Raw genomic sequence first — 21328 nt, 5'->3', positions numbered from 1 at the left:
CCTCTCTATTGTTCGTTTTTTTTGCGCGGCAGAATCTTAATCGGCGTCCCAGCGAAACCGAATGTTTCTCTGATCTGATTTTCGATATGACGGGCATATGAAAAATGAAGCAGATCCGGGTCGTTCACAAACAAAACGAAGACCGGAGGCTTGACGGCCACCTGGGCGCCATAATAAATTTTCAGGCGCCTGCCCTTGTCGGAAGGCGGCGGCGTCATCGCAACTGTATCCATGATGCAGTCATTCAGAAGACTGGTCTGTACGCGAAGGCTATGATTTTCGGCCACCTGCTGAATCATCGGCAAAAGCTGCGGAAGACGCTGCCTGGTCAATGCGGACAGGAAGACGACAGGTGCGTAGTTTATAAATTGGAATTCATCGCGGATTTTTTTCCGGAACCTGTCCATTGTTTTATCCTCTTTATCCACAGCGTCCCATTTATTGACGACGATAATCGCCGCACGTCCTGCGTCGTGCGCCATGCCCGCTATTTTTTTATCCTGTTCGATAATGCCTTCTTTCCCGTCGATCAGGATCAGAACGACATCCGATTCTTCAATCGCATGCAGTGCCCGCAGCACGCTGTATTTTTCCGTCTTTTCATAAATCTTTCCGCGGCGGCGGATACCTGCCGTGTCGACAATGACATAAGTCTGACCGTCCCGGGAAAAAGGGGTGTCGATCGCATCGCGCGTCGTCCCGGCAAGATCGCTGACAATCACGCGTTCCCTGCCGAGAATCGCGTTGACAAGAGAGGATTTTCCGACATTCGGACGGCCGATCAGCGTAAAGCGGATGGCGTTTTCGTCTTCCTTTTCTTCTCCGTCGCCGGGAAAATTCTTGACAACCTGATCGAGCAGATCGCCGATTCCGAGCCCGTGTGCTCCGGAAATGCTGTAAGGGTCGCCCAGTCCGAGCGAATAAAATTCGTACTTTTGATCCCTTTGCCGGATATTGTCCAGTTTATTGACAGCGAGTACAACAGGCTTTCGGGATCGTCTTAAGAGACGGGCTACTTCTTCATCGGCTTCGTTCAGGCCCGACTGGCCGTCCACGATAAAAAGAATGACATCCGACTCCTCAATAGCGATTTCAGCCTGTGCCCGCATTTGCGTGAGCAAAGGTTCATCACTGATATCTATACCGCCCGTATCGATCACATGAAATTCGTAATTCAGCCACGTTCCGTTGCCGTATAGCCGGTCACGTGTCACGCCGGGCCTGTCTTCAACAATAGCCGTCCGTCCGCCGACGATGCGGTTGAATATCGTTGATTTTCCGACATTCGGGCGTCCGACTATGGCCACAGTTGGTTTTGACATGAATTTTCTCCTTCCGAAATACACTTTACTTTTTCATCATGGGTCCTTTTCTCTTAAAGTTAAAGAGGAGGGCTCTGTTTTGTCCGTACGGTCCGCCGCCGAAAAGGCGGGGACAGGCGGGCGCCTCGCCCGGATAACCGAAAAGCCGCACGTTCATCCAGGCTGTCCGTGTCTCATTCGCTCATTTATCTTATCAAAAAAAAAGACGGCACTCAATGTGGACCGTTTGAAATTGTGAGACATTGCAGCGGGTCCGGCCATCAAAAATGCCGCAAAAAAGCGGAAAAAGAAGGAAAGATGCCGGCTCCCTCTTTTTCCGCTTTTTATTTTTCGGGATATTATTTATATTTCTTAAGCTGATCGCCGATCATATCGCCGAGCGAAAAACCGGACGTCGATTCTTCAATATCTTTCGAGCCTTCCTGACGCGTCTCATGATGCTCCGCAACTTCGTTTTCAAGAGCCTTGATACTGAGCGACACACGCTGGTCGGCAAAATTAACATCAAGCACCTTGACTTTGATGGTCTCACCTTCGGACAATACCTCATCCGGCGTCCCGATATGGGTATGCGAAATTTCGGAAATATGCACAAGGCCTTCCACTCCCGGAATGAGTTCAACAAAAGCGCCGAACGGAACAAGACGTTTCACCTTGCCTTCCAGCACATCGCCCGTATGGATTTTATCTTTCGCCGTCTCCCACGGTCCCGGCTGAGTCGCCTTGATAGATAAGGAAATACGCTCGTTTTCAGGATCTACCGAAAGTACTTTAACCTTGACTTTGTCCCCTTCGGAAACAACCTCGGACGGCGTTTCGACCCGATGGTGTGCCAGCTGCGAGATATGAACCAGCCCATCGACGCCGCCTATATCGACAAACGCGCCGAAATCCGTTAAACGTTGAACGGTTCCTTCAATGACATCGCCTTCTTTAATGCTTGCAAGCGTCTCTTCCTTTTTCTTATCCGCTTCTTCGTCGAGAACGGCACGGTGCGATAAAATAACCTTTCTTTTTTCGCGGTCAAGTTCAACGATCTTTACATCGAGCGGCTTGCCCTTATAATCGCTGAAGTCCTCAACAAAGTGGCGCTCAACGAGTGAAGCGGGAATAAAACCGCGCACACCCAGATCTACGACAAGCCCGCCCTTAACAACATCCGCGATCTCAACGGAAAAAGTTGTCTTGTCCTGATATTTTTGTTCAAGATCGCCCCAGGCGTTGTCGGCATCGACTTCCCGCTTTGAAAGAACGAGTTCGTCATCTTCAAGCTTTGTTACTTTAACGGTCACTTCATCCCCTTCATGAAGCAGATCCGTCACTTTTTCCACATGCAGGCTGGACAACTCACTGATTGGCAAAATGCCGTCGACTTTATATCCAACATCTATTAATGCATGTTTTTCTTCTACTTTTGTAACTTTACCGCTTACTACGTCTCCGACTTTCAATGCGTCAAAAGACGCCATTTCATTATTAACTTCCTCGACCATCCTCAGGGACCTCCTTTAATTAACAAAACGCGATATCCTACTCTTAACTTCTTACAAATAGACTGTTTTGTCAAGCAGATGTACTTGCGGAAACCGTCACTTTCCGTATTGATCCAGCAGCCTCCGGATATGTTCCATAATGACGGCGGTGACCTCCGACGATTTCGGTTTCCCGGATTTTATGGAAGCCGTATCGATCGGAGGGCCGAATACGACTTTCAGCTGATGCCGAAACTTATACTCGCCGATGATCGCACAAGGGACAACGACCGCATCGGTTTTAAGAGTGAAAAAACCCGCACCGGACATCCCCTTTAGCAAACGGCTGCTGCTTCTGTTTCGCTTCCCTTCAGGAAAAACGAGAAGCACATGCCCTTCTTCGAGCAGCCGGATCGCAAGGCGAAGCGCGCCGCGGTCGCCCTTCCCCCGCCGAATCGGAAAAGCATGGAGCCTCCTGAGCAGCCTGCCGAATAAAGGAATTTTGAACAGCTCTTCCTTTGCAAGAAAACTTAATTCACGGGCCATTGAAGTGCCGATGAGCGGAGGATCCAAGTCGGACCTGTGATTACAGCAGATCAGCACGCCGCCGCTCTGGGGAACATGATTCTGCCCTTCTACGGAGATTCGAAAAAAAAGATGATAAAAAAACTTGACAAGTGGCTTGCCGAATGAATAAGTGCTCAATGCCGAATCTTCTCCTCTGCAATCTTGAGAATCTGATCAACAACCTCATCAATGGAAAGGGACGTTGTATCCAGTTCAATGGCATCCGCAGATTTGACAAGCGGAGAAACCGCGCGTTCCATATCTTTCTTGTCTCTGAGCGCAATGGCTTCTCTCAGAGCCTGAATCGACGGGTGCAGGCCCTTCTGCTCCTCTTCTTTGAAACGGCGGTTCGCCCGCTCTTCTACGGAAGCCTTCAGAAATATTTTGACCTGGGCGCCGGGAAGGACATGTGTCCCGATATCCCGGCCGTCCATCACGACATTGCTGTGCTCCGCCAGTTTTCTTTGGCGCCGGACCATCTCTGTACGGACTTCCCCGAACGAAGAAACGAGCGAAACCTGTGCCGTCACATCGGGATAGCGAATCCTTTCGCTGACATCTTCTCCGTCAACGAAAACTCTCTGCCCGTCCTCGTAATGCTTCAGAACAATCTCTGTATCGTCCAGCAGTCTCTTTAATTTAAGACCGTTTTTCAGATCGGTACCCTTTTTCAGTGCTTTGAACGTCAGCGACCGATACATGGCACCCGTATCGATGTACACAAAACCCATAGTTTTCGCCACAATTTTGGCGACTGTGCTCTTTCCTGCGGCGGCAGGACCGTCAATTGCGATTTGAAATAGCCTCTCCATGACCAAACTGGCTCCAATCTCTCTGATCTGCTGCATTTTAATGCTGCCGACTGTAATACGGTTATGAATAAAATCTGCCGCTTCAATTAACCATGCGGATGATTCATCTCCCAGTCGATCAATTTTTTTCTTTCCTCCAGCTGTTTTTCAAAACAAAAACGGATAATCGGCTGACGCTCCCTGTCCCCGGAAAATTTAAATTGAATCGAAGCCCTTTCCGTCCGGGTTTTCTTGTCGGTAAAAATACGGACAACTTTTCCTTCGAGCTTCTGGTATATATTTTCTCCGGATGCCATCGGAAGACATAGCCATATGTCAACTTCGTCTTCTTCATGGATTTCATGATGCTCCGGCACATTGATCAGTGTGCCGCCGCCGCCGATGTCGCTCGTGAGCGTGGAAAAAGGCCGGAATCCGCCATTGACGGAATGGACGGCAATATCCAGATTCGCCTCGACACGGACGAAATTTCTGCGCTGGATTTTTTCTATGCTGTCTGCTCCTCCGTACTTTAAAAGCATCATCGGTATTTTACCCGCCACTCTGTGGAGAAAAACCGTTTTGAAGCAATAAGCGCCGCCGTTCTCGACATAGTTCGCTGTAAACGGCGTTCCGTTCATAAATACAGGCGTTCTGTCGTCTTTTTCATCGACAGGATAATCAATTGTCACAGCATCCGGCGCCACATCCATGATTCTACACCTATAGCGTCTGACCTGCCCGGAGCGTTCCTTCTGTTCCAAGATTAAAGTTGCCCCTGCCTTTAATTCCAACTCCGTCTCCTCCCCGCTGTTTACAGTGCAGGCCGCGTGCCAAAAGATGCAGCCGAGCGTTCCGATCAAACATTTTCTACGCATTATTATACATGAAAAAGAGACAAGAAAAAATCTTGTCTCCCTGTTCTTTTTAATTTCTCAGCAATTCAACTTTTTCCTGGTCTCCGTTTTCAGCATTCAGCAGCACACGGTAAGTGTCCTGTCCCCGCGTAGCCAGAAATTCATAGCAGAGAACATTTTTTAGAAGAGGGTTCTGAAAGACAACAAGGTGAGACTCGCGGACAACCAGCTTCGAATTCAGCTGTTTCAGTGCGTCCTTTGCTGATAATCTGGGCTGCAGCGGCATCTGATCATATTTATTGAATAAATAGTCTGTCTCATCAAAAGCGATCACATCGCCATGATCAAGGGTGACTTTAAGCCGCAGCGATGCGGGATAGATGCGGATATTCTTCTTTTTCAGAACATACGTAAAAATAGCGGTCTGATCATAACGTTCTTTTTTTGTCAGCTCCATTTCGCTGAAGCCGTGTTTTTGCAAATAGGCTCCGGCCTTTCCGGCGGCTTCATAAAGACTGATTTTTTCTTTTCCGATAGGACGGTCGATAAGAAACCAGACAATATATCCCCCCTTTTTGGTCACCGATGCTTCGATCGGAACAGGATTTTTATCCTGCAATGTGATTTCGAAGGCATCCATATTCGAGCCCTTTCCCGTCTCACTGATTTTCAAGACCCTGGCATTGGGGAGGCACATCCATTTCTTCAGAACCGCAGCTGCCTGTTTTGCATCGATGACCGGACCTGTAAGCTGTTTTAAATTTTTTTTCTCAAATACCGTATTGCGCGGATTTTCCGGACTGAAGCTCTGAGTGTAATCGGTTGCCTGGCCGTCAACCTGTTTCAGGCCGTCAATGACCTGGTTATCCTGATTCTGTCCCTTCGTTTTAAGCGCCAGCTCAACGTTCATCCAGCGCAGACGCTGCGCCATTACTTTCTCCTGAATATCCCTGAGGCCCTGAGAAATGTTCATCGATTCCCTGTAAAGTTTCTGCAGGCTCGCGTATTCCTTATCGGAAAGCGGCCGGTCGTTCGTCGCCTTTACTCCTGTCGTGTAGCTGAATTCCCCGACATGGGCCAGAAATTCATTGGTTCTGTTAAAGGGCAGAAGCGTCAGCGGAAGCTGATTGGCGGCCCCGTGTGCCAGCGTGCTCAATCGCCAGGTTTCGACAAGCTGCGGCCTCATCGTTTCACGGGTCTGCATTGCCAGCGACATGCCCAGAGACTTTTCAAGCGAATCGACATAATAAGCTAATTCATGAAAAGACTGCTGATATTGATTTTCTGCCTGGATCATCACCGCATCTTTAGCCGTGCGCTCCCGGTAGCCCCAGACTGCGAAGGCGATCATCGCCGCTGCAAATACAGAACTGAGGATGATCCAGAATCGATATTTCATAAAAGTCCCCCCTTTTATTTGCAGAAGATATGTTTTCCGATTTTTTCAATCTGCGGCCGGCTCCAGATCCACGCGGAAGTTGCCGTTTCGGGGTTAAAATAATAAAGCGCTCCGTGAGTCGGATCCCAGCCGTTAATCGCGTCGAGGACCGCCCGTTTGGCCGTTTCATTGGGTGTCAGCCAGATCTGCCCGTCGGAAACGGCTGTAAAAGCTCCCGGCTGGAAGATGACATCGGCAATGTTGTTGGGAAATCGCGGATCGGCCACCCGATTGAGAATGACGGCAGAAACGGCGACCTGTCCGATATACGGTTCACCGCGGGCCTCGCCGTAGACGGCATTCGCCATCAGGTCAATATCGGCTTTCGAATAACCTTGGGGCAGGTTGTCCATCGTATATTTTCCTTGCTGCGCGCTGGTTTTGCCTGCCGCATTCGAGGAACCTGCTTTTTTCTTCACCTGCTGATTCAATGGTACGCCGCCGAAATAAGTGAATTTATTGCCTGCCTTAAGATTCTGATGAACGAAAGCGGCATCGAACTTCGACGCCTTGACCAGTTTCTGTTTCGTTGCATTTCCGGCCTGACCGTCGATTTTAAGGCCGTATTTCTGCTGGAAATTCCGAAGTGCCCAATAGGTGCCGTACCCGAATTGTCCGTCTATCTTTCCTTGAAAAAAACCGATATACTGCAGGCGTGCCTGGAGTTCAATGACGTCATCTCCCGATTCGCCTTGCATGATCACCCGATTGGAAAAAGCGGCCACCCGGCCTTCAATTGGAAGAATGCCGGTCAAAACAAGAACTGCTGCCAGAACTACCGGAGTCAGAACTTTTTTCAATTGCCTATTCCTCCTCATAAAAATAGAGCATTAAAGGCAGGGATTTGAGACCGTGCCAGATAAACTTCATGAATCATTCTTAGATTTCCAAGAAAACGTTTATTTATGCGGACATTGGATTCTGGCTGAGCACAACAAAAAAGAGAGTGTCTCAAAAGTCAATTTTTTGACTCTGAGACACCCTCTTTAAGGATACAAACCCCTGATTCATCAACCGTTTTAAATCGTGGAACTGTCTGCGGATATTCTATTGGAACAGCCTCGCGGTAAAATCCATTATTTGAAAAATCCCGTTTTAAGAAGAAATGAATATCTCTTTAGCCCATTTTCCTGCCGGGTCGTCAGATGATGATCGACTTTTCCTGAGACCGTCAATCTCTCGAAAGACGGAGAGCGTTTCCGCGATCCATAAACTTCAGCGAGGGTCGATAAACTCATTGTCACGGTCGTTAAAACCGGACGCGACGACCGATGAACAGCTGCTGACGGTCGATAATGGACTGGAATCCAATCCATACAGCCAGGACACCGACCCGTATCGGTCCGTCAAGAGTATATCGCCCTGAAAAAAGAAGGAATCGCCCGAAAGCAGCGAGCTATCGCCCGAAAATTGGCCTCGATTCGCCCTGTTCCGGCGAAGTATCGCCCCCTCAAGAGTTTATCGCCCTGAAAAAAGAAGGAATCGCCCTAAAGCAGCGAGCTATCGCCCGAAAATGGCCTCGATTCGCCCTGTTCCGGCGAAGTATCGCCCTCTCAAGAGTTTATCGCCCTGAAAAAAGAAGGAATCGCCCTAAAGCAGCGAGCTATCGCCCGAAAATGGCCTCGATTCGCCCTGTTCCGGCGAAGTATCGCCCTCTCAAGAGTTTATCGCCCTGAAAAAAGAAGGAATCGCCTTAAAACAATGAACTATCACCCGAAAATGGCCTCGATTCGCCCTGTTCCGGCGAAGTATCGCCCTCTCAAGAGTATATCGCCCTGAAAAAAGAAGGAATCGCCCTAAAGCAGCGAGCTATCGCCCGAAAATGGCCTCGATTCGCCCTGTTCCGGCGAAGTATCGCCCTCTCAAGAGTTTATCGCCCTGAAAAAAGAAGGAATCGCCCTAAAGCAGCGAGCTATCGCCCGAAAATGGCCTCGATTCGCCCTGTTCCGGCGAAGTATCGCCCTCTCAAGAGTTTATCGCCCTGAAAAAAGAAGGAATCGCCCTAAAGCAGCGAGCTATCGCCCGAAAATGGCCTCGATTCGCCCTGTTCCGGCGAAGTATCGCCCTCTCAAGAGTTTATCCGCCCTGAAAAAAGAAGGAATCGCCTTAAAACAATGAACTATCACCCGAAAATGGCCTCGATTCGCCCTGTTCCGGCGAAGTATCGCCCCGTAAGAGTAAACGGAAAACAATGACCGGTAAACCCGCAGTTGATCCATCCATCAGGGACAATTTTTCTGTCCCGATTATTCGCATTCATTGATTCCAATCCGCTTTCTGCCTATTCTCCGCACGTTACTGATATGAACGAAACTGTCAATAGCCCCCACTGACCTTTTGGGAATCGTCCTTTTTAGGTAACTTTAACCGGAGGGGTGTTTTTCGTCCCTTTTGCTTCCCAAATTCCTTTTTTCTGTCAGACAATGAGCAATGGCTTTCCCTTTTTTCCTGAGGATGGGGGCGCCCGGACAGCTCGTTACTTTCTATTTTGTTTTTTTAACTGTTGATACGCCAGCATTTCCCGGCGATTTTAGCCACGATTTACAGGAATCCGCGGCGGGCCGAAGAAAAAAATCAAACGATTCCGCCAATAACGCCTGTCCGCGCAAGATATCCCTCTTTTTCAGAGGAATCAACCGCCGTTCGCGTGAACCTTCAAAAGAATTGGCTGCGCCCGTCCCAACCGATTGGATACATGAGCTGAGGGGATATCTATTTAAGAGAAAATGTACGCTTGATTAAACCCATCCTCGATAGCGAACGGATTCGGCCACTTTTTGCACGCCGACTAAATAAGCAGCCGTCCTCATCGTTGTCTTTCTGTCTTCGGCCATTGCGTGAACCCGTTCAAAAGCCGAACGGAGCACTTCCCGCAGCCGTTCGCTCACTTCTTTCTCCGTCCAGGCGATTCCCTGGATGTTCTGCACCCATTCAAAATATGAAACAGCGACATCGGCCGCACATGACAGAATTTCCGGGACAAAAAGAGTGCCTCTTTCTGTCAAAATGACCGCCGCCTGATCCGAAACCGCATTTTCCGCTGCTTCAATCACAACTTTTGCACGAATATCGGCTGCATTATTCTCCGTTATCTGATTGTCAATCGCTGTGAGGACTAAAATATCGCAGGGCTTTTCGAGAAGTTCCTTGTTCGTCAGTGTATGCTGAAAAAGTTTTGTTACCGTGCCGAAGCTGTCACGGCAATCCAGCAGCTCTTCCACATCAAGACCTGAGGGATTATAAAGTGCGCCGTAGGCGTCGGAAATACCGACGACTCTCGCTCCGGACTCATGCAAAGATTTGGCGACGTAACTTCCGGCGCCGCCGAAACCCTGGATAATCGTCCGTGAACCGCCCGGCTCAATCCCCCTGCCTGCGGCCGCTTTACGGACAAACTCCGTTATGCCGCGGGCCGCGGCATCTTCCTTTCCTTGCAGCCCTCCCAGTACGTTCGGTTTTCCGGTAATTAACCCGGCCGATTCGCTGCCTGCATAGCGGCCGTACTCGTCCATCATCCAGGCCGTCATCTGCGTATTTGTAAAGATGTCATGGGCAAGTATATCTCTGCGCGGACCGATGATTGAACGGATTGCACGAATGTAGCCTCTGCTCAGCCCCTCCAGTTCCCGGTAAGACAGTTCCCGGGGGTCGCAGACCACGCCGCCTTTTGCTCCGCCGCACGGCAGGTCCAGTATGGCCGACTTGATGCCGATCAGGACCGACAGTGCTTTGATTTGTTCCGGACTGACATCCGGATGAAAAAGGACCCCGCCCTTTGTCGGACCGACCGCATCGCTGTGCTGAGCGCGATAGCCCGTAAAAATCCTGACTTTTCCGGTATCCATTCGAACCGGAATTTTCACTTCCAGAGTACGCTGCGGTTCTTTCAGAAGGTCAAACATTTCCTCCGAATAACCCAGTTCCTCCAGTGCGTTCCGCACGACGGACTGAATAGAATGAAGAAGAAGCTGCTTCTCGCCGCGGCTTCGGGATCCATGATTGACGACCACTCTTCTGACCTCTCCTTCTTTTTTTACGCCTTTATTGATGGAGCCGCATTCAAAGCGACGTGAAATTTTATGATAAATCCAATCATGAACGTTCCCGTCCGGACATAAATAATAACGACGGACAATGCAAAGCTCCGGACGCTAAGCGTGCGGAGCTTTGATGAAATACTTGTAAATAACGGCAACGGCTTCGCCGTCAATCAGCCGTTTGCCGTACTCGTCAAGGCGATGAATCGTAATCGTCGAGGTGTCGCCGAACTCGGCGAGAACCGCCACAAGCGTTTCCAGATCCACTTCCGAATCGAGCTGATCTTCGTCAAAATGCAAATAATATTTATTTTCGAATAGATACAGGCTTCCTTTTATGACACCCATGTCATGCAGCGTCTTTGACAATATTATGACATCTTCAAACTGGTCAAACTGATAAAGAACATCCTGGCTTTCATCGAGCGTGACCTGCATCTGAATAAAATCTTCTTCTTCGTCTTCATCGAAATCCTGGCGATCTTCTTCGTCATCATCGGTTCTTCCCTTGGAGACGATTACAACCATTCCCTGGGCAGGGAGGGAAAACACTTCAACGTCAATTGGACCGTTCGGTTCGAAGCCAAGCTCATCATCTGCCTCAAGCATCATATCCCGAAAAAGCTGTTCTACTCTTGGCAGGTCGTGCCACATGTCTTCTTTTGTAATGCCCCGCTCCTTGAGGTCGTCAAAAGTCAGGAAAATTTTTATCCTGTCGCCATTCAAACGCTCCAATCGCATCGCAAACATCCTCCTTGCCGTCCAGCCAATTCTCTCTGCGCCGCAGACCTTTTTCTTTTATAATATGTTCGCGGCGCTTTTTCGGTGTCTCAAACGGGTTGCAGCCAAAGTCTTCTTCCCGTGAAGACGAAACCTTCAAACATTTTTTCAGTCGCCCGTGTGCGGATGACTTGAGTGTAGTATACAACGCCGATCGAAAAATGTACATGCTTTTTGTTTCTGTTCCGGCCGGTTCGTTCTTTTACGAAAGCGGTGCGGCGTTTCCTCCCGGTTTTCAGAACGGCCGGTGCCGGCAGTAAAGCGAAAAACAACCGCCGCAGGCCCTGCGTTTTCTTGTCCTTCATTAAATATTTCTGCAGGACGATGCGGGAATCCTCCTGACTCAGGACGAAACATAACCGGGTTCCGATAAAAGATAACGGTCTATTGACAAGCCCGCCCTGCATATAAGAGTAACGGCGCAATCTTTATACAGTGAAAGGAGGTTTTTGCTTTGCCGACCTACAGAAAATGGTTCCAGCCTTATGTCAGCCCTTACGATCCCTGCCCGCCGCTGGGGCCCGTCGCTTATGAAACGCCCGTTCAGCTGTATCTCGGATTCCAGCCTGCCGGTATGGAACAGTATTCCCCTCTTCAGGCACTTTCTTACGGCACGCTCTGGCCGGGCCTTTACACACCCTATACAAATCCATTCAGCCCGGTGAATAAAGGGGGCCGGTCATCATGATCAAGCCGAATCGTCCTCCGGAAAATTACCAGGCGGATTTGCAGGTGCTTCAGGCAATTGATTTCTCGCTTGTCGAACTTACCCTCTATTTAGACACGCACCCCGATGACCTGGAGGCGCTCAGACAATTTAATGCGACAGCCAAAAAAAGCGAGGAGCTGCGCGCATCGTTTGAAAAAAAATACGGGCCGCTCAGACAATTCGGACACAGCTACTCGTCCTTCCCGTGGCAATGGAGCCGTTCACCCTGGCCGTGGCAGGTATGAATCGGCGGCGGGAAACATGAGGGTCGAAGAAGGGGGGAAGAAAACAAATGTGGTATTACGAAAAAAAGCTTCAGTATCCCGTGCGCGTCAGTACGTGCAATCCAACACTCGCTAAATTTCTTACCGAGCAATACGGAGGCGCCGACGGCGAGCTTGCTGCCGCCCTCCGTTATTTGAACCAGCGTTATACGATTCCCGAACGTGTGATCGGGCTGCTGAACGACATCGGCACTGAAGAATTCGCTCATCTTGAGATGATCGCAACCATGGTCTATAAACTGACAAAAGACGCGACACCCGATCAGCTGAAAGCGGCGGGACTCGGCCCGCATTATGTGAATCACGGAAAATCGCTCTATTATGCAAATGCCGGAGGCGAAAGCTTTACCGTCGCCCACATTCAGTCAAAAGGCGACCCGATTGCCGATCTGTATGAAGATATCGCCGCAGAAGAGAAGGCGCGGGCCACCTATCAATGGATCATCAATGTCTCGGATGATCCCGGATTGAACGACTCCCTCGGCTTCCTGCGCGAACGTGAAATTGTCCATTCACAGCGCTTTCGCGAAGCGGTGGAACTGATTAAAGAGGAACAGGGCCAGAAAAAAACTTACTGAACGAAAAGAACGGCTGCTTCCGCACATTTAACGACGGAGCGGCTTTTTTGATAACGGCAAATTCGCTGAATTCAGGATCGGAAAAAATTTTACTTATAAAAAAGATTGATTTCCTTTTTTTTAAGAAGAAACTGTATCACCGCATAGCGCGTCGACCCGTCCGCTTCCTTCGGCCACAATTCCTCTCCGCGGTCGATCACTTCCTTTCTCAGTTCATCGAAATCATCCTCGGCACTTTCTGCTTCATGATGCGTCCTCAGAAAGATGAAGGCTGTAACCAGACAGGCACCGCCAAGCATCCAGAAAACCGGATCATTGAGAAACCGGATCAGGCCGGGCAGCGATTCGATCCGGTTTTTCTGAAAAAAAAGCAGAAACAGAATCAATCCGCTGAAACTGAGAATCAGGCAGAGGCCGTACAGGGACTCTCGTTTCTTCCATATTTTTTCTTTTTCCTTCCGTTCTATTAGCTCGATAAGAATCTCATAGGTTGTACCGGAAAGTGAACCGATCTCCCGAAATTTTTCAAGTGTCAAAACAGATCCCCCTCTCACATACTCAACCTATGAGAGGAGAAAGCAACTTAGGACATTTCCGCTCGGTTTGCTTTTCCAACTGTTCCCTTAAAGGTCTTGCCGCGCGCTGTCAGCGAAGAAAGATAAGAAGAAGCCCCCGAACTTATCCGCCCGCAGACTTTCCTTCAATCTTCCTTTCTGACAAGCAGTCTGCGCAGGCGCTTCTCCCAGTGGAGTTCCGGTCCGCCGGAACGCGCTTCGGACGGATCGCGGCGGAAGTCGTCAATGTCAGCGCCGCAGCGGTCGCAGCACAGAGCCGGCTTTTCCGGGAGTTCTTCGCCGAAGAACCGCAGACAGGATCTGCGGCGGCACTCTTTGCTGAAAATCCAGCGGCGCATTTTATCAAGATCTCTGAGCTGTTCCGTCCGCCGCAGGTGAATCAGCTTCATGCACGGATCCATCAGAGACAGATAAGCCGCCCCTTCCTGTTTTGTCCTGATCTGCTCCAGAACAAAACGGGACGCCGTTTCACCGGCCCCCGCACTTTTCATTATTTCCATAAAACGTTCTTCATCGCCGGGCCGCAGACATTCGCGGTCCATCCGCTCCAGAACGGCGCGGAGCAAAGCGGCGGACGGATAATTGCTGTCGATAAAGGCAGCAGGAAGACGGTCGTCTTCTTTGCAATAATACAGAACGGCCAGCCCCTGCCCGCCGTCGCGCGCCGCTCGGCCGATTTCCTGAAGATAGGCATTGAGGCTGCGCGGATAATGGAAATGAACAACCAGACGGACGTCCGGCTTATTGATTCCCATGCCGAACGCATTGGTACAGCATAAGACATCCAGTTCATGATTAAGAAACTGATTCTGAATGCTGCGCCGATCTTCCGCCGTCATGCCTCCGTGGTAAAATGCTGCGCGCAGATTCAGCTTCGTCCGGACGACTTCCGCGATTTTTTCGGTCCAGTCCCGGCTTGAGCAGTAAACAATACCCGGCAGTCTGACTGTTGCGATCAATTGCAGCAGTTGTTCTATTTTTTCCCGGCTGTCCGCAACTTGCCGGACAATCAGGGCAATGTTCCGGCGATCGACACTCTGCAGCAGCCGTTCGCCTTGATCAAGATGGAGATGGCGGATAATATCCTGTCTGACCCTGAAGTCTGCGGTTGCCGTCAGAGCGAGGCAGACAGGCGATCCGAGCCTTGTCCGGACATCCGCCAGGTGAAGGTAATCGGGACGGAACTCGTGTCCCCACTGGGAGATGCAGTGGGCTTCGTCCACCACAAACAGCGAAACAGGCACCCGCTCAAGAGCGGAAAGAACGGCAGGACGTCTCAGCATCTCCGGCGAGATAAAGAGAAAGCGAAGTTCGTTCAAATGCCTGAGTATAGACCTTTTTTCCCCGGAATGAAGCATGCTGTTTAAGGCACGCACCTTTTTTTCTCCGATTCGGCGCAGTGAATCGACCTGATCCTCCATTAAAGAAAGAAGAGGGGACACAACGAGTACCATCCCGGACAAGATGTAGCCGGGCAACTGATAACAGAGTGACTTGCCGCCTCCGGTCGGCATCATGGCAAAAACATCGCGGCGGTCAAGCAATGCCTGTATCACGCGCTTTTGCCCCGGACGAAAGCGCGTATAGCCGAAAATTCTGTACAGCACATCCCGTGCCCGGCGCATCATGTCTGTATCAGTCTCCGTTTGTCCGGATTCTGCTTTTTCCATCGGCAGCTTCCTCCTCTCTGGCTGCCCCCCGCGCCAGTGCCAGCCGTATCTGAAAATAACTGGCCCTGTCATGCAGAAGTTCCTTGATCGTTTTCAGCTGCCGCGTTTTAGTCCGCAAAACAGCTTCCTGAATCAGACTGTCGACCGGCTGCGGAAGATAGCGGACAATGCTGAAACCCGGGACCTTAAGCGCAATCTCAACGATGTGATCCTCAATCGTTCCGGGAGACAAATTTCTTTTTGCCGCAACCGCGTCGGCCGGAAGCCCTTCGTTTAAGTAACGGAGAGTCTTTCCCGCCGTGGCGGAAAGCGTGCTGCGACTTGTGTTCTGCAGGCGGCAGAGCAGGGGAAAGTCTTCCGGACATTCAGCCAGACGGTGCAAAAGGCGCCGCAGGGCCGATTTGGATAAAAGCCGGCATTCAAAAACGTCCCGTTTAAGAGCAGCGGAAAGCTGATCGACCGTCAGCCCGGCCATACCGAATCCTGACATTTGACTGACCATTATGTCCGCCTCCTCATCCGGTATTTCCGATAAAAAGCCGTGCAATTCCTTAAATACGCGATCGGCGAGCATACATCGGTCCATAGAAACGTTTTTCAGAAAACGGCGGACGCTTTCGGTCACGGCTTCCCGGCGGGTGACGGGAAGAAAAGCAGACTGCCGGTGGATCAGCTCGGACAAAGTCTGGACAACGAGCTGAATTTTCAGCCAAAAGTCGCTTTCACTGTTTATATTTTCCGTAAATGAGAGGCCGGAAGGAAATGAACCCTTTTTTTCAAAATGCGCCAGTGCCAAAAGCCCTTCCGAAGTCGGCGCATACTGATCGCGGCTGTCTTTCACGGAGGCGATCCACCCTTTTTGTTTACTTTCTGCGGCCAGCCGATCAAAAACCCGGCGGTCCAGATGATCGATAGCATGGAAAAAAGGTCCGACATGAAAGAGAAAACTGTCCTGAATGGTCTGAGACGACTTTTTCCCCCGCAACAAGTGAAAAATAGCGGATAACGTCCTTTCACCATTGAACTGCTGAATCAGATAAAGAAACAGATAATAGCGGTATGACAAAGGCTTTCCCCCGTTTCCGGCCATCGCGTCAGGCGTTCCTTTTTTCTTAATTTTATTCCTTTTTCTTTCTGTTTTCGACAATCGTTCAAAAGATTCACGCACCTGTCTATTGAAAAAAAGCGTTCTCTTCCTTACAATATAGGCTGTATTGAATGCAGGAAAGGATGTTTTACAAGTGGCAAAATATACGATGGTGGACAGAGATACGTGCATTTCCTGCGGAGCGTGCGGAGCATCGGCGCCCGACATATTCGATTACGATGACGACGGGATTGCTTTTTCACTTTTAGATAAGAACAAAGGAGAACTTTCTGTACCCGATGAACTGCTCGATGATCTCGCTGACGCCTGTGAAGGGTGCCCGACCGAGTCGATCCGGGTTTCGGATCATCCGTTCACTTTGGAAAAGAGCAAAAAAGCTTAAAAAACGATTTCCATCCGTCCGTTAAAGGAAACGGTATGTGAAAAAAGTCTCAAAAGCAGCCGCGGCTGCTTTTGAGACTTTTCCATATTTTATTTGCCGGGAAAAGTTTTATCCAGCGTCTGTTTTGAATCAAAAAAGTACTCCTGAACCGATTTTTCAATAACTGTCCTTTGCTTTGTCCGCAATGCTTTGATAATCTTGCGATGTTTGTCGATCACCCATTCGACGTGATCATGCCCGTGGGAAAACACTTCTTCCGTCGTGACAAGAATGACCGCCATCACAAGATGCCGGAGGCTGTTCCAAAGATTCAGTATTCTCATATGATCGGCATTGATAATAATTGTTTCATGGAATGTCAGATCCTGATAGGCAAATTCACTTTGATTCTGATACTTAAGCGCCAGTTCCATCTGATCGACAATCTGATTCAGCGTCTGCACGAGTTTATCCAGATTCTGCTCGGGAATTCGCTGCTGGGCGAAGCTTTCAATCAGGTAGCGTACATCGTACAGTTCTTGCAGATCTTTCAAATTAAGGCCTAATACGACTGCCCCCATCCGTTCCAGATTGATCAATCGGTCGGCAGACAGTGCTTTCAGCGCATCGCGGACCGGCGAACGGCTTGTCCCAAAGTCTTTGGCGATCCTGTTTTCAGACAGTACACTGCCCGGTTTAATTTCACCGCTGACAATCTTCAGCCGAAGCACATTGGCGATGCGCTCTCCCAGAGAGGCGCCTTTCATCCATAGCGGGGGAAATTGCATGATCAGGTCTCCTATTTCAGACAGATTCAAAAGAATGTTCAGCGGGAAGCGAAACAGCTTCTGCATAAGATTTACTAGTGAAAACGATGTTTCGCCGGCCCGCATTTGAAAGTACACATTTAATCATACAGTATCCTGCACATAATGTAAGCATTTTCGTTAAAAACTTCACTTATTCTTCGGAAAAACGATTGAAAAAGATGAAGCACGGAAACATTCAGGATAAGAAGGAGAAGGGCCGGATGCCGCCCGCTTCTCCTTGAGAAAACCTGGATCTGAAAGCGCCTTTCTCCGGCAGCCGTCAAACGGCCGCTGCTTCCGTGAATGAATGCAGCTTTGCAGCAGCTGAATCGACATTAGGAAATATCTGCAGCAGGCAGTGTAAAACGGAAAGTCGTCCCTTCGCCCTTCCTGCTGTTGACGCCGATTTCGCCTCCGTGCGCTTCGACAATATGTTTCGCAATCGAAAGCCCCAGTCCGGTTCCGGACGTTCCTCTTGTCCGTGCCTTATCTTCTTTATAAAAACGTTCAAAGACAAAAGGAAGATCCTTTGCAGAAATGCCTGTGCCTGTATCCGTTACCTGGACAACGACCTGATCCCTTGAGAGGCCGACAGCGACATTAACCGCCCCGCCCTTTGGCGTATGGCGGATCGCGTTATCGATTAAGTTGGTCATCACTTGTTCAATACGGTCCGGATCGAGACTGAAACGTACGCTTTCGCTGACAGTCGACTTCACATACAGGCTGATTCCCGCTTCTTTCGCCAGGTTGCTGAATTTATTCACTGCGCGGCTGAAGAAATCGGCGAGCGGAACTTCTTTCTTATCAAGCTGAAAATGCCCGGCTTCGAGTTTGGCAAGATCCAGAAGCTCGTTGACAAGTCGTCCCATTCGTTTAGATTCATCGAGGATGATCCGGGCCATATCCTTTTTTTCCTGTTCCGTCTGAGCAATATCATCGATAATTGCTTCGCTGTACCCCTGCATCATCGAGATCGGCGTGCGCAGTTCGTGACTGACGTTCGCGACGAACCCTTTTTTCATTTGATCAATGTGGCGCTCTTCCGTCATGTCGCGCAATACGGCAACTGCCCCGCGCACCCTTTTCTGGTCGTAAAGCGGCGTCATAATCACAACCCAGAAAGATCCCTGCGTGCTGACCTCACGGATTTTCTGCCTGCCTTCTGCGGCCACTTCCCGAAATAAGCCGGCCAGAAAAGCCGGCGCCTGCGATGCGTCGGCCGGTGCGGCCTTCTGTTCGAAGTTTAATGAGCGGAGAAAGCGGCCGGCCGGCGGATTGTTCGTTAACATTCTGCCGTGATCGTCAAGCATCAGCACGCCGTCGGCCATATTATTCAGAATTCCGGACAGCTGCTCTTTCTCCTGACTGAGAGCCGTCATATTTGCCTTCAGCTTTTTCCTCATATTATTGAAAGCAACGGCCAGTTCGCCGACCTCATCGCGCGTCACGACCGGGACACTCATGTCGAAGTTCCCGAGCGCGACCTGGACAGCCGCTGTCCGCATTTTTCTAAGCGGTGCGCCGATCCGCGTTGAAAGGAAGAAAGCAAAAAAAGTCGTCAGAATAATAGCAATGCCGACGCTGATATAAATCAATTTATCCGATTGATTCATGGTGCTCTGAGCGACCCGCAGCGGCTGAAAAACGTAGACTGCCCCGCGGATTCCGGACTTCATCCGCAGCGGAACGCCGATAATCATCATCCGCTCGCTTGTTTCACGGCCGTTCACTTTAACTGTAAAGCTGCCCTGTTTGGACACAGGCCGGCCGCCGTCAAGTGCCTTTTTGAGCGAAGGATCCGATTCGAAAAAAACACGGTTCAGATTCGGAAGGCCGTCCGTTCCGGAAGAATACCAATAACTGCTGCCGGATATGACTACGCTCCCTGCCGAATAAACATCGACAATGTCCGAAATTGAAGTCCGCGCCGCTGAATTGCCGTCAGATGTCTCCATAATCTGTGCAACTTTATTTCCGATTTTCTGCAATTGAAGCTCAGTCTGGATCATATTGTTATTTTCAAAGAGCTGAAGCAGAAGAATCGTTAGAAAAAGCAGGACAATGGTTACAAGCGCAATAATTGTCGCCCATAATTTGCCGATAATGCTTCGCCAGATCATCCCTCCGTCTCTGCCTCAATTTTATAACCGACGCCCCACACCGTGACAATCATGTTGGCCGCTTCCTCGGATATACGGTTGAGTTTTTCCCGCAATCGTTTGACGTGGGTATCAACGGTTCGCAAATCTCCGAAAAACTCATAATTCCAGACATCCTTAAGCAGCTGTTCCCGCGAGAAGACTTTATCGGGATTTTGCGCCAGATAGTATAAAAGTTCGTACTCCTTAGGTGTCAGATTGACCTCCTGATTGTCAACCTTTACCCGATGCGCATCGTGATCGATCATCAGGTGCGGAAAAACGATAATATTTTTTGCCGTTGTGTCCGTCTCCAGAAATTTGGTCTTCGATGAACGCCGCAGAAGAGCCTTGACTCTGAGTACGACTTCCCGGGGGCTGAAAGGCTTCACAATATAGTCATCGGAACCCACTTCGAAGCCTTGAACGCGATTGGCTTCTTCACCCTTAGCGGTGAGCATGATCACCGGTGTGGCCTTGGATTCACGCAGTTTTTCGCAAACCTCGATGCCGTCCATCCCCGGCAGCATCAGGTCAAGAATAATCAGATCATAATCTTTATCCAAGGCCAATTTCAGTGCCAGTTCACCGTCGCCGGCTTCATCAATCTGATAGCCTTCTCTTTCAAGGTACATCTTTAAAAGCTTGCGTATTCTTTCCTCATCATCAACGACCAGAATCGCCGCTTTCTTCTCTTCCATCCCATGATCCTCCCTTATTCCGTCAACCGTGCTCTCAGTCTCTATATTGCTTCAGCCGCCAAAAGTCCCTGAGTCAAAAGAGCCGTTTGCCGCATCTCTCTGATTCTGCCTGTGTATCGGACAAGCATCAAAATCAATAAGACTATGCCAGTCAAATCGCCGCCTTTTCAGCGAATCAGCGCTTGAGATATCGCTCCTGAAATCAGAAAAAATTGTGTGCCTTTCAATATGTGTCAATCCTATGTCTTATTTTAAACAATTTCATTAAAAAAAACAGCCTTCCCAAACAAATAGTTGTTTTCAATGCTTATTATTCTTTTTAAACCGGGCTGAAAAAAAGGCCCCGCCCTCCGGGAAAGATGAAAAAACAGCCGCCGGACATGTTACAGAGGCTGGCGCTTGCTACCGGCCAGACGGTACAGCATTTTAATTTCGTGCGGTTTCAGCGCCCTTCCCTCCCCGGGGTGAAGGCCGTCCAAATTCAAAAATCCGTAACGTTCCCTTTTTAACTTTCCGACTGTGATATCCAGTGCGGAAAACATCCGGCGGATCTGACGATTGCGTCCCTCATGGATTGTCAGCCGCACGGAAGCCGCGTTTTTTTCTCTGCCGTCTGCAATTTTTTCTACTTTGGCTTTTGCCGTCATACCGTCCTCAAGAAGGATGCCGGCAGCCAGAAGACGCAGTTGTTCGGCTGTTGGGACCGGACTGACTCTTGCTATGTACGTCTTGTCTATTTCAAAGCTGGGATGCATCAGCTTGTTGGCCAGCGTCCCGTCGTTTGTCAGCAGGATCGCACCGGACGTATCATAGTCCAGACGTCCGACAGGAAACAGCCGCTGCGGCACCTGTTTAAAGAAGTCAACGACCGTGGGTCTGTTTCGGTCGTCTTTAACACTTGATATAACACCTGTCGGTTTGTAAAACAGGAAATAGACGGGTTCCTCTTTATTAATGGGAACCTCGTCTAATGTAATAACATCGCCGGCCGCTACTTTTGTTCCGAGCACTGTCACGGTCTGCCCGTTGACCTTGATGCGGCCGTCTTTGATCAGCTCTTCTGCCTTTCTTCTTGATGCAGCGCCTGACTGGGCAATGACTTTCTGCAATCGTTCCATCTTTCCACCT

At 49.7% G+C, this 21328-nt stretch carries 21 protein-coding genes; 5 read left to right on the top strand and 16 right to left on the bottom strand.

Going from position 1 to position 21328, the window contains the following annotated elements:
• Positions 1–5: 5 nt before the first annotated feature.
• From der to sleB, 7 genes are all read right to left on the bottom strand, one after another.
• Complete coding sequence (der, locus tag OYT88_RS08810; protein WP_274399379.1) at positions 6–1322, bottom strand: ribosome biogenesis GTPase Der; 1317 nt, start codon at positions 1320–1322, stop codon at positions 6–8.
• 338 nt (positions 1323–1660) lie between these two features.
• Entirely contained in the window at positions 1661–2815 is a 1155-nt protein-coding gene (gene rpsA, locus OYT88_RS08805) for a 30S ribosomal protein S1 (RefSeq protein ID WP_274399378.1), read from the bottom strand.
• Between the two features lie 96 nt (positions 2816–2911).
• On the bottom strand, positions 2912–3499 hold the full coding sequence (locus OYT88_RS08800; protein WP_274399377.1) for a lysophospholipid acyltransferase family protein: 588 nt from the start codon (positions 3497–3499) through the stop codon (positions 2912–2914).
• Complete coding sequence (gene cmk / locus OYT88_RS08795) at positions 3496–4173, bottom strand: (d)CMP kinase (RefSeq protein ID WP_274399376.1); 678 nt, start codon at positions 4171–4173, stop codon at positions 3496–3498. Before cmk ends, OYT88_RS08800 begins: the two co-directional genes overlap by 4 nt.
• An 86-nt stretch (positions 4174–4259) precedes the next feature.
• Positions 4260–4946 carry a flagellar brake protein gene (locus OYT88_RS08790; RefSeq protein ID WP_274399374.1) on the bottom strand — a complete coding sequence of 229 codons (687 nt, stop codon included), beginning with the start codon at positions 4944–4946 and terminating at the stop codon, positions 4260–4262.
• A gap of 133 nt (positions 4947–5079) precedes the next feature.
• Positions 5080–6408, bottom strand: a complete 1329-nt coding sequence (ypeB, locus tag OYT88_RS08785) for a germination protein YpeB (protein ID WP_274399373.1) — start codon at positions 6406–6408, stop codon at positions 5080–5082.
• Positions 6409–6422: 14 nt separating this feature from the next.
• On the bottom strand, positions 6423–7265 hold the full coding sequence (gene sleB, locus OYT88_RS08780) for a spore cortex-lytic enzyme (protein ID WP_274399372.1): 843 nt from the start codon (positions 7263–7265) through the stop codon (positions 6423–6425).
• A gap of 419 nt (positions 7266–7684) precedes the next feature.
• Between sleB and OYT88_RS08775 the strand changes: the two genes are divergently transcribed.
• Entirely contained in the window at positions 7685–7813 is a 129-nt protein-coding gene (locus tag OYT88_RS08775; RefSeq protein ID WP_274399370.1) for a hypothetical protein, read from the top strand.
• A 1372-nt stretch (positions 7814–9185) separates the two neighbouring features.
• Here OYT88_RS08775 and OYT88_RS08770 read toward each other — a convergent pair.
• Both OYT88_RS08770 and OYT88_RS08765 read right to left on the bottom strand, forming a co-directional pair.
• Entirely contained in the window at positions 9186–10457 is a 1272-nt protein-coding gene (locus OYT88_RS08770; protein WP_274399369.1) for a Glu/Leu/Phe/Val family dehydrogenase, read from the bottom strand.
• Positions 10458–10598: 141 nt separating this feature from the next.
• A complete protein-coding gene (locus OYT88_RS08765; protein WP_274399368.1) occupies positions 10599–11225 on the bottom strand; it encodes a genetic competence negative regulator in 627 nt (208 codons plus the stop codon).
• A gap of 493 nt (positions 11226–11718) precedes the next feature.
• On the opposite strand from OYT88_RS08765, the gene OYT88_RS08760 reads away from it, so the two are divergent.
• The 3 genes from OYT88_RS08760 to OYT88_RS08750 are packed head-to-tail and all read left to right on the top strand — an operon-like array spanning position 11719 to position 12835.
• A complete protein-coding gene (locus OYT88_RS08760) occupies positions 11719–11952 on the top strand; it encodes a spore coat associated protein CotJA (RefSeq protein ID WP_274399367.1) in 234 nt (77 codons plus the stop codon).
• The gene (locus tag OYT88_RS08755) at positions 11949–12218 is read left to right on the top strand and encodes a spore coat protein CotJB (RefSeq protein ID WP_274399366.1); all 270 of its coding nucleotides are present in this window, start codon (positions 11949–11951) and stop codon (positions 12216–12218) included. The genes OYT88_RS08760 and OYT88_RS08755 overlap by 4 nt, the downstream gene beginning before the upstream one ends.
• Positions 12219–12265: 47 nt before the next feature.
• Positions 12266–12835: a manganese catalase family protein gene (locus OYT88_RS08750; RefSeq protein ID WP_274399365.1), complete on the top strand. Its 570-nt coding sequence runs from the start codon at positions 12266–12268 to the stop codon at positions 12833–12835.
• A gap of 89 nt (positions 12836–12924) precedes the next feature.
• Here OYT88_RS08750 and OYT88_RS08745 read toward each other — a convergent pair whose 3' ends face one another.
• The 3 genes from OYT88_RS08745 to OYT88_RS08735 form a co-directional block, all read right to left on the bottom strand.
• On the bottom strand, positions 12925–13371 hold the full coding sequence (locus tag OYT88_RS08745; protein WP_274399364.1) for a DUF2663 family protein: 447 nt from the start codon (positions 13369–13371) through the stop codon (positions 12925–12927).
• Between the two features lie 164 nt (positions 13372–13535).
• Positions 13536–15080 carry a RecQ family ATP-dependent DNA helicase gene (locus tag OYT88_RS08740; protein WP_274399363.1) on the bottom strand — a complete coding sequence of 515 codons (1545 nt, stop codon included), beginning with the start codon at positions 15078–15080 and terminating at the stop codon, positions 13536–13538.
• On the bottom strand, positions 15046–16146 hold the full coding sequence (locus OYT88_RS08735; protein ID WP_274399362.1) for a YpbB family protein: 1101 nt from the start codon (positions 16144–16146) through the stop codon (positions 15046–15048). The genes OYT88_RS08740 and OYT88_RS08735 overlap by 35 nt, the downstream gene beginning before the upstream one ends.
• A gap of 175 nt (positions 16147–16321) precedes the next feature.
• Between OYT88_RS08735 and OYT88_RS08730 the strand changes: the two genes are divergently transcribed.
• Entirely contained in the window at positions 16322–16570 is a 249-nt protein-coding gene (locus OYT88_RS08730; RefSeq protein WP_274399361.1) for a ferredoxin, read from the top strand.
• An 89-nt stretch (positions 16571–16659) separates the two neighbouring features.
• Here the strand turns inward: OYT88_RS08730 and OYT88_RS08725 are convergent, their stop codons facing one another.
• From OYT88_RS08725 to OYT88_RS08710, 4 genes are all read right to left on the bottom strand, one after another.
• Positions 16660–17337 (bottom strand): GntR family transcriptional regulator, encoded by a 678-nt coding sequence (locus tag OYT88_RS08725; protein ID WP_274399359.1) that lies wholly within the window; start codon positions 17335–17337, stop codon positions 16660–16662.
• A gap of 356 nt (positions 17338–17693) precedes the next feature.
• A complete protein-coding gene (locus OYT88_RS08720) occupies positions 17694–19481 on the bottom strand; it encodes an ATP-binding protein (RefSeq protein ID WP_274399358.1) in 1788 nt (595 codons plus the stop codon).
• Positions 19478–20200, bottom strand: a complete 723-nt coding sequence (locus OYT88_RS08715) for a response regulator transcription factor (protein WP_274399357.1) — start codon at positions 20198–20200, stop codon at positions 19478–19480. The genes OYT88_RS08720 and OYT88_RS08715 overlap by 4 nt, the downstream gene beginning before the upstream one ends.
• 383 nt (positions 20201–20583) lie before the next feature.
• Positions 20584–21318: a pseudouridine synthase gene (locus tag OYT88_RS08710; RefSeq protein ID WP_274399356.1), complete on the bottom strand. Its 735-nt coding sequence runs from the start codon at positions 21316–21318 to the stop codon at positions 20584–20586.
• Positions 21319–21328 lie beyond the last annotated feature (10 nt).

Source organism: Sporolactobacillus sp. CQH2019 (genome assembly GCF_028765345.1).
Classification (GTDB): Bacteria; Bacillota; Bacilli; order Bacillales; family Sporolactobacillaceae; genus Sporolactobacillus.
Note: the sequence above shows the minus strand (reverse complement) of the source record. Positions and strands in the feature narration are given on the sequence as shown.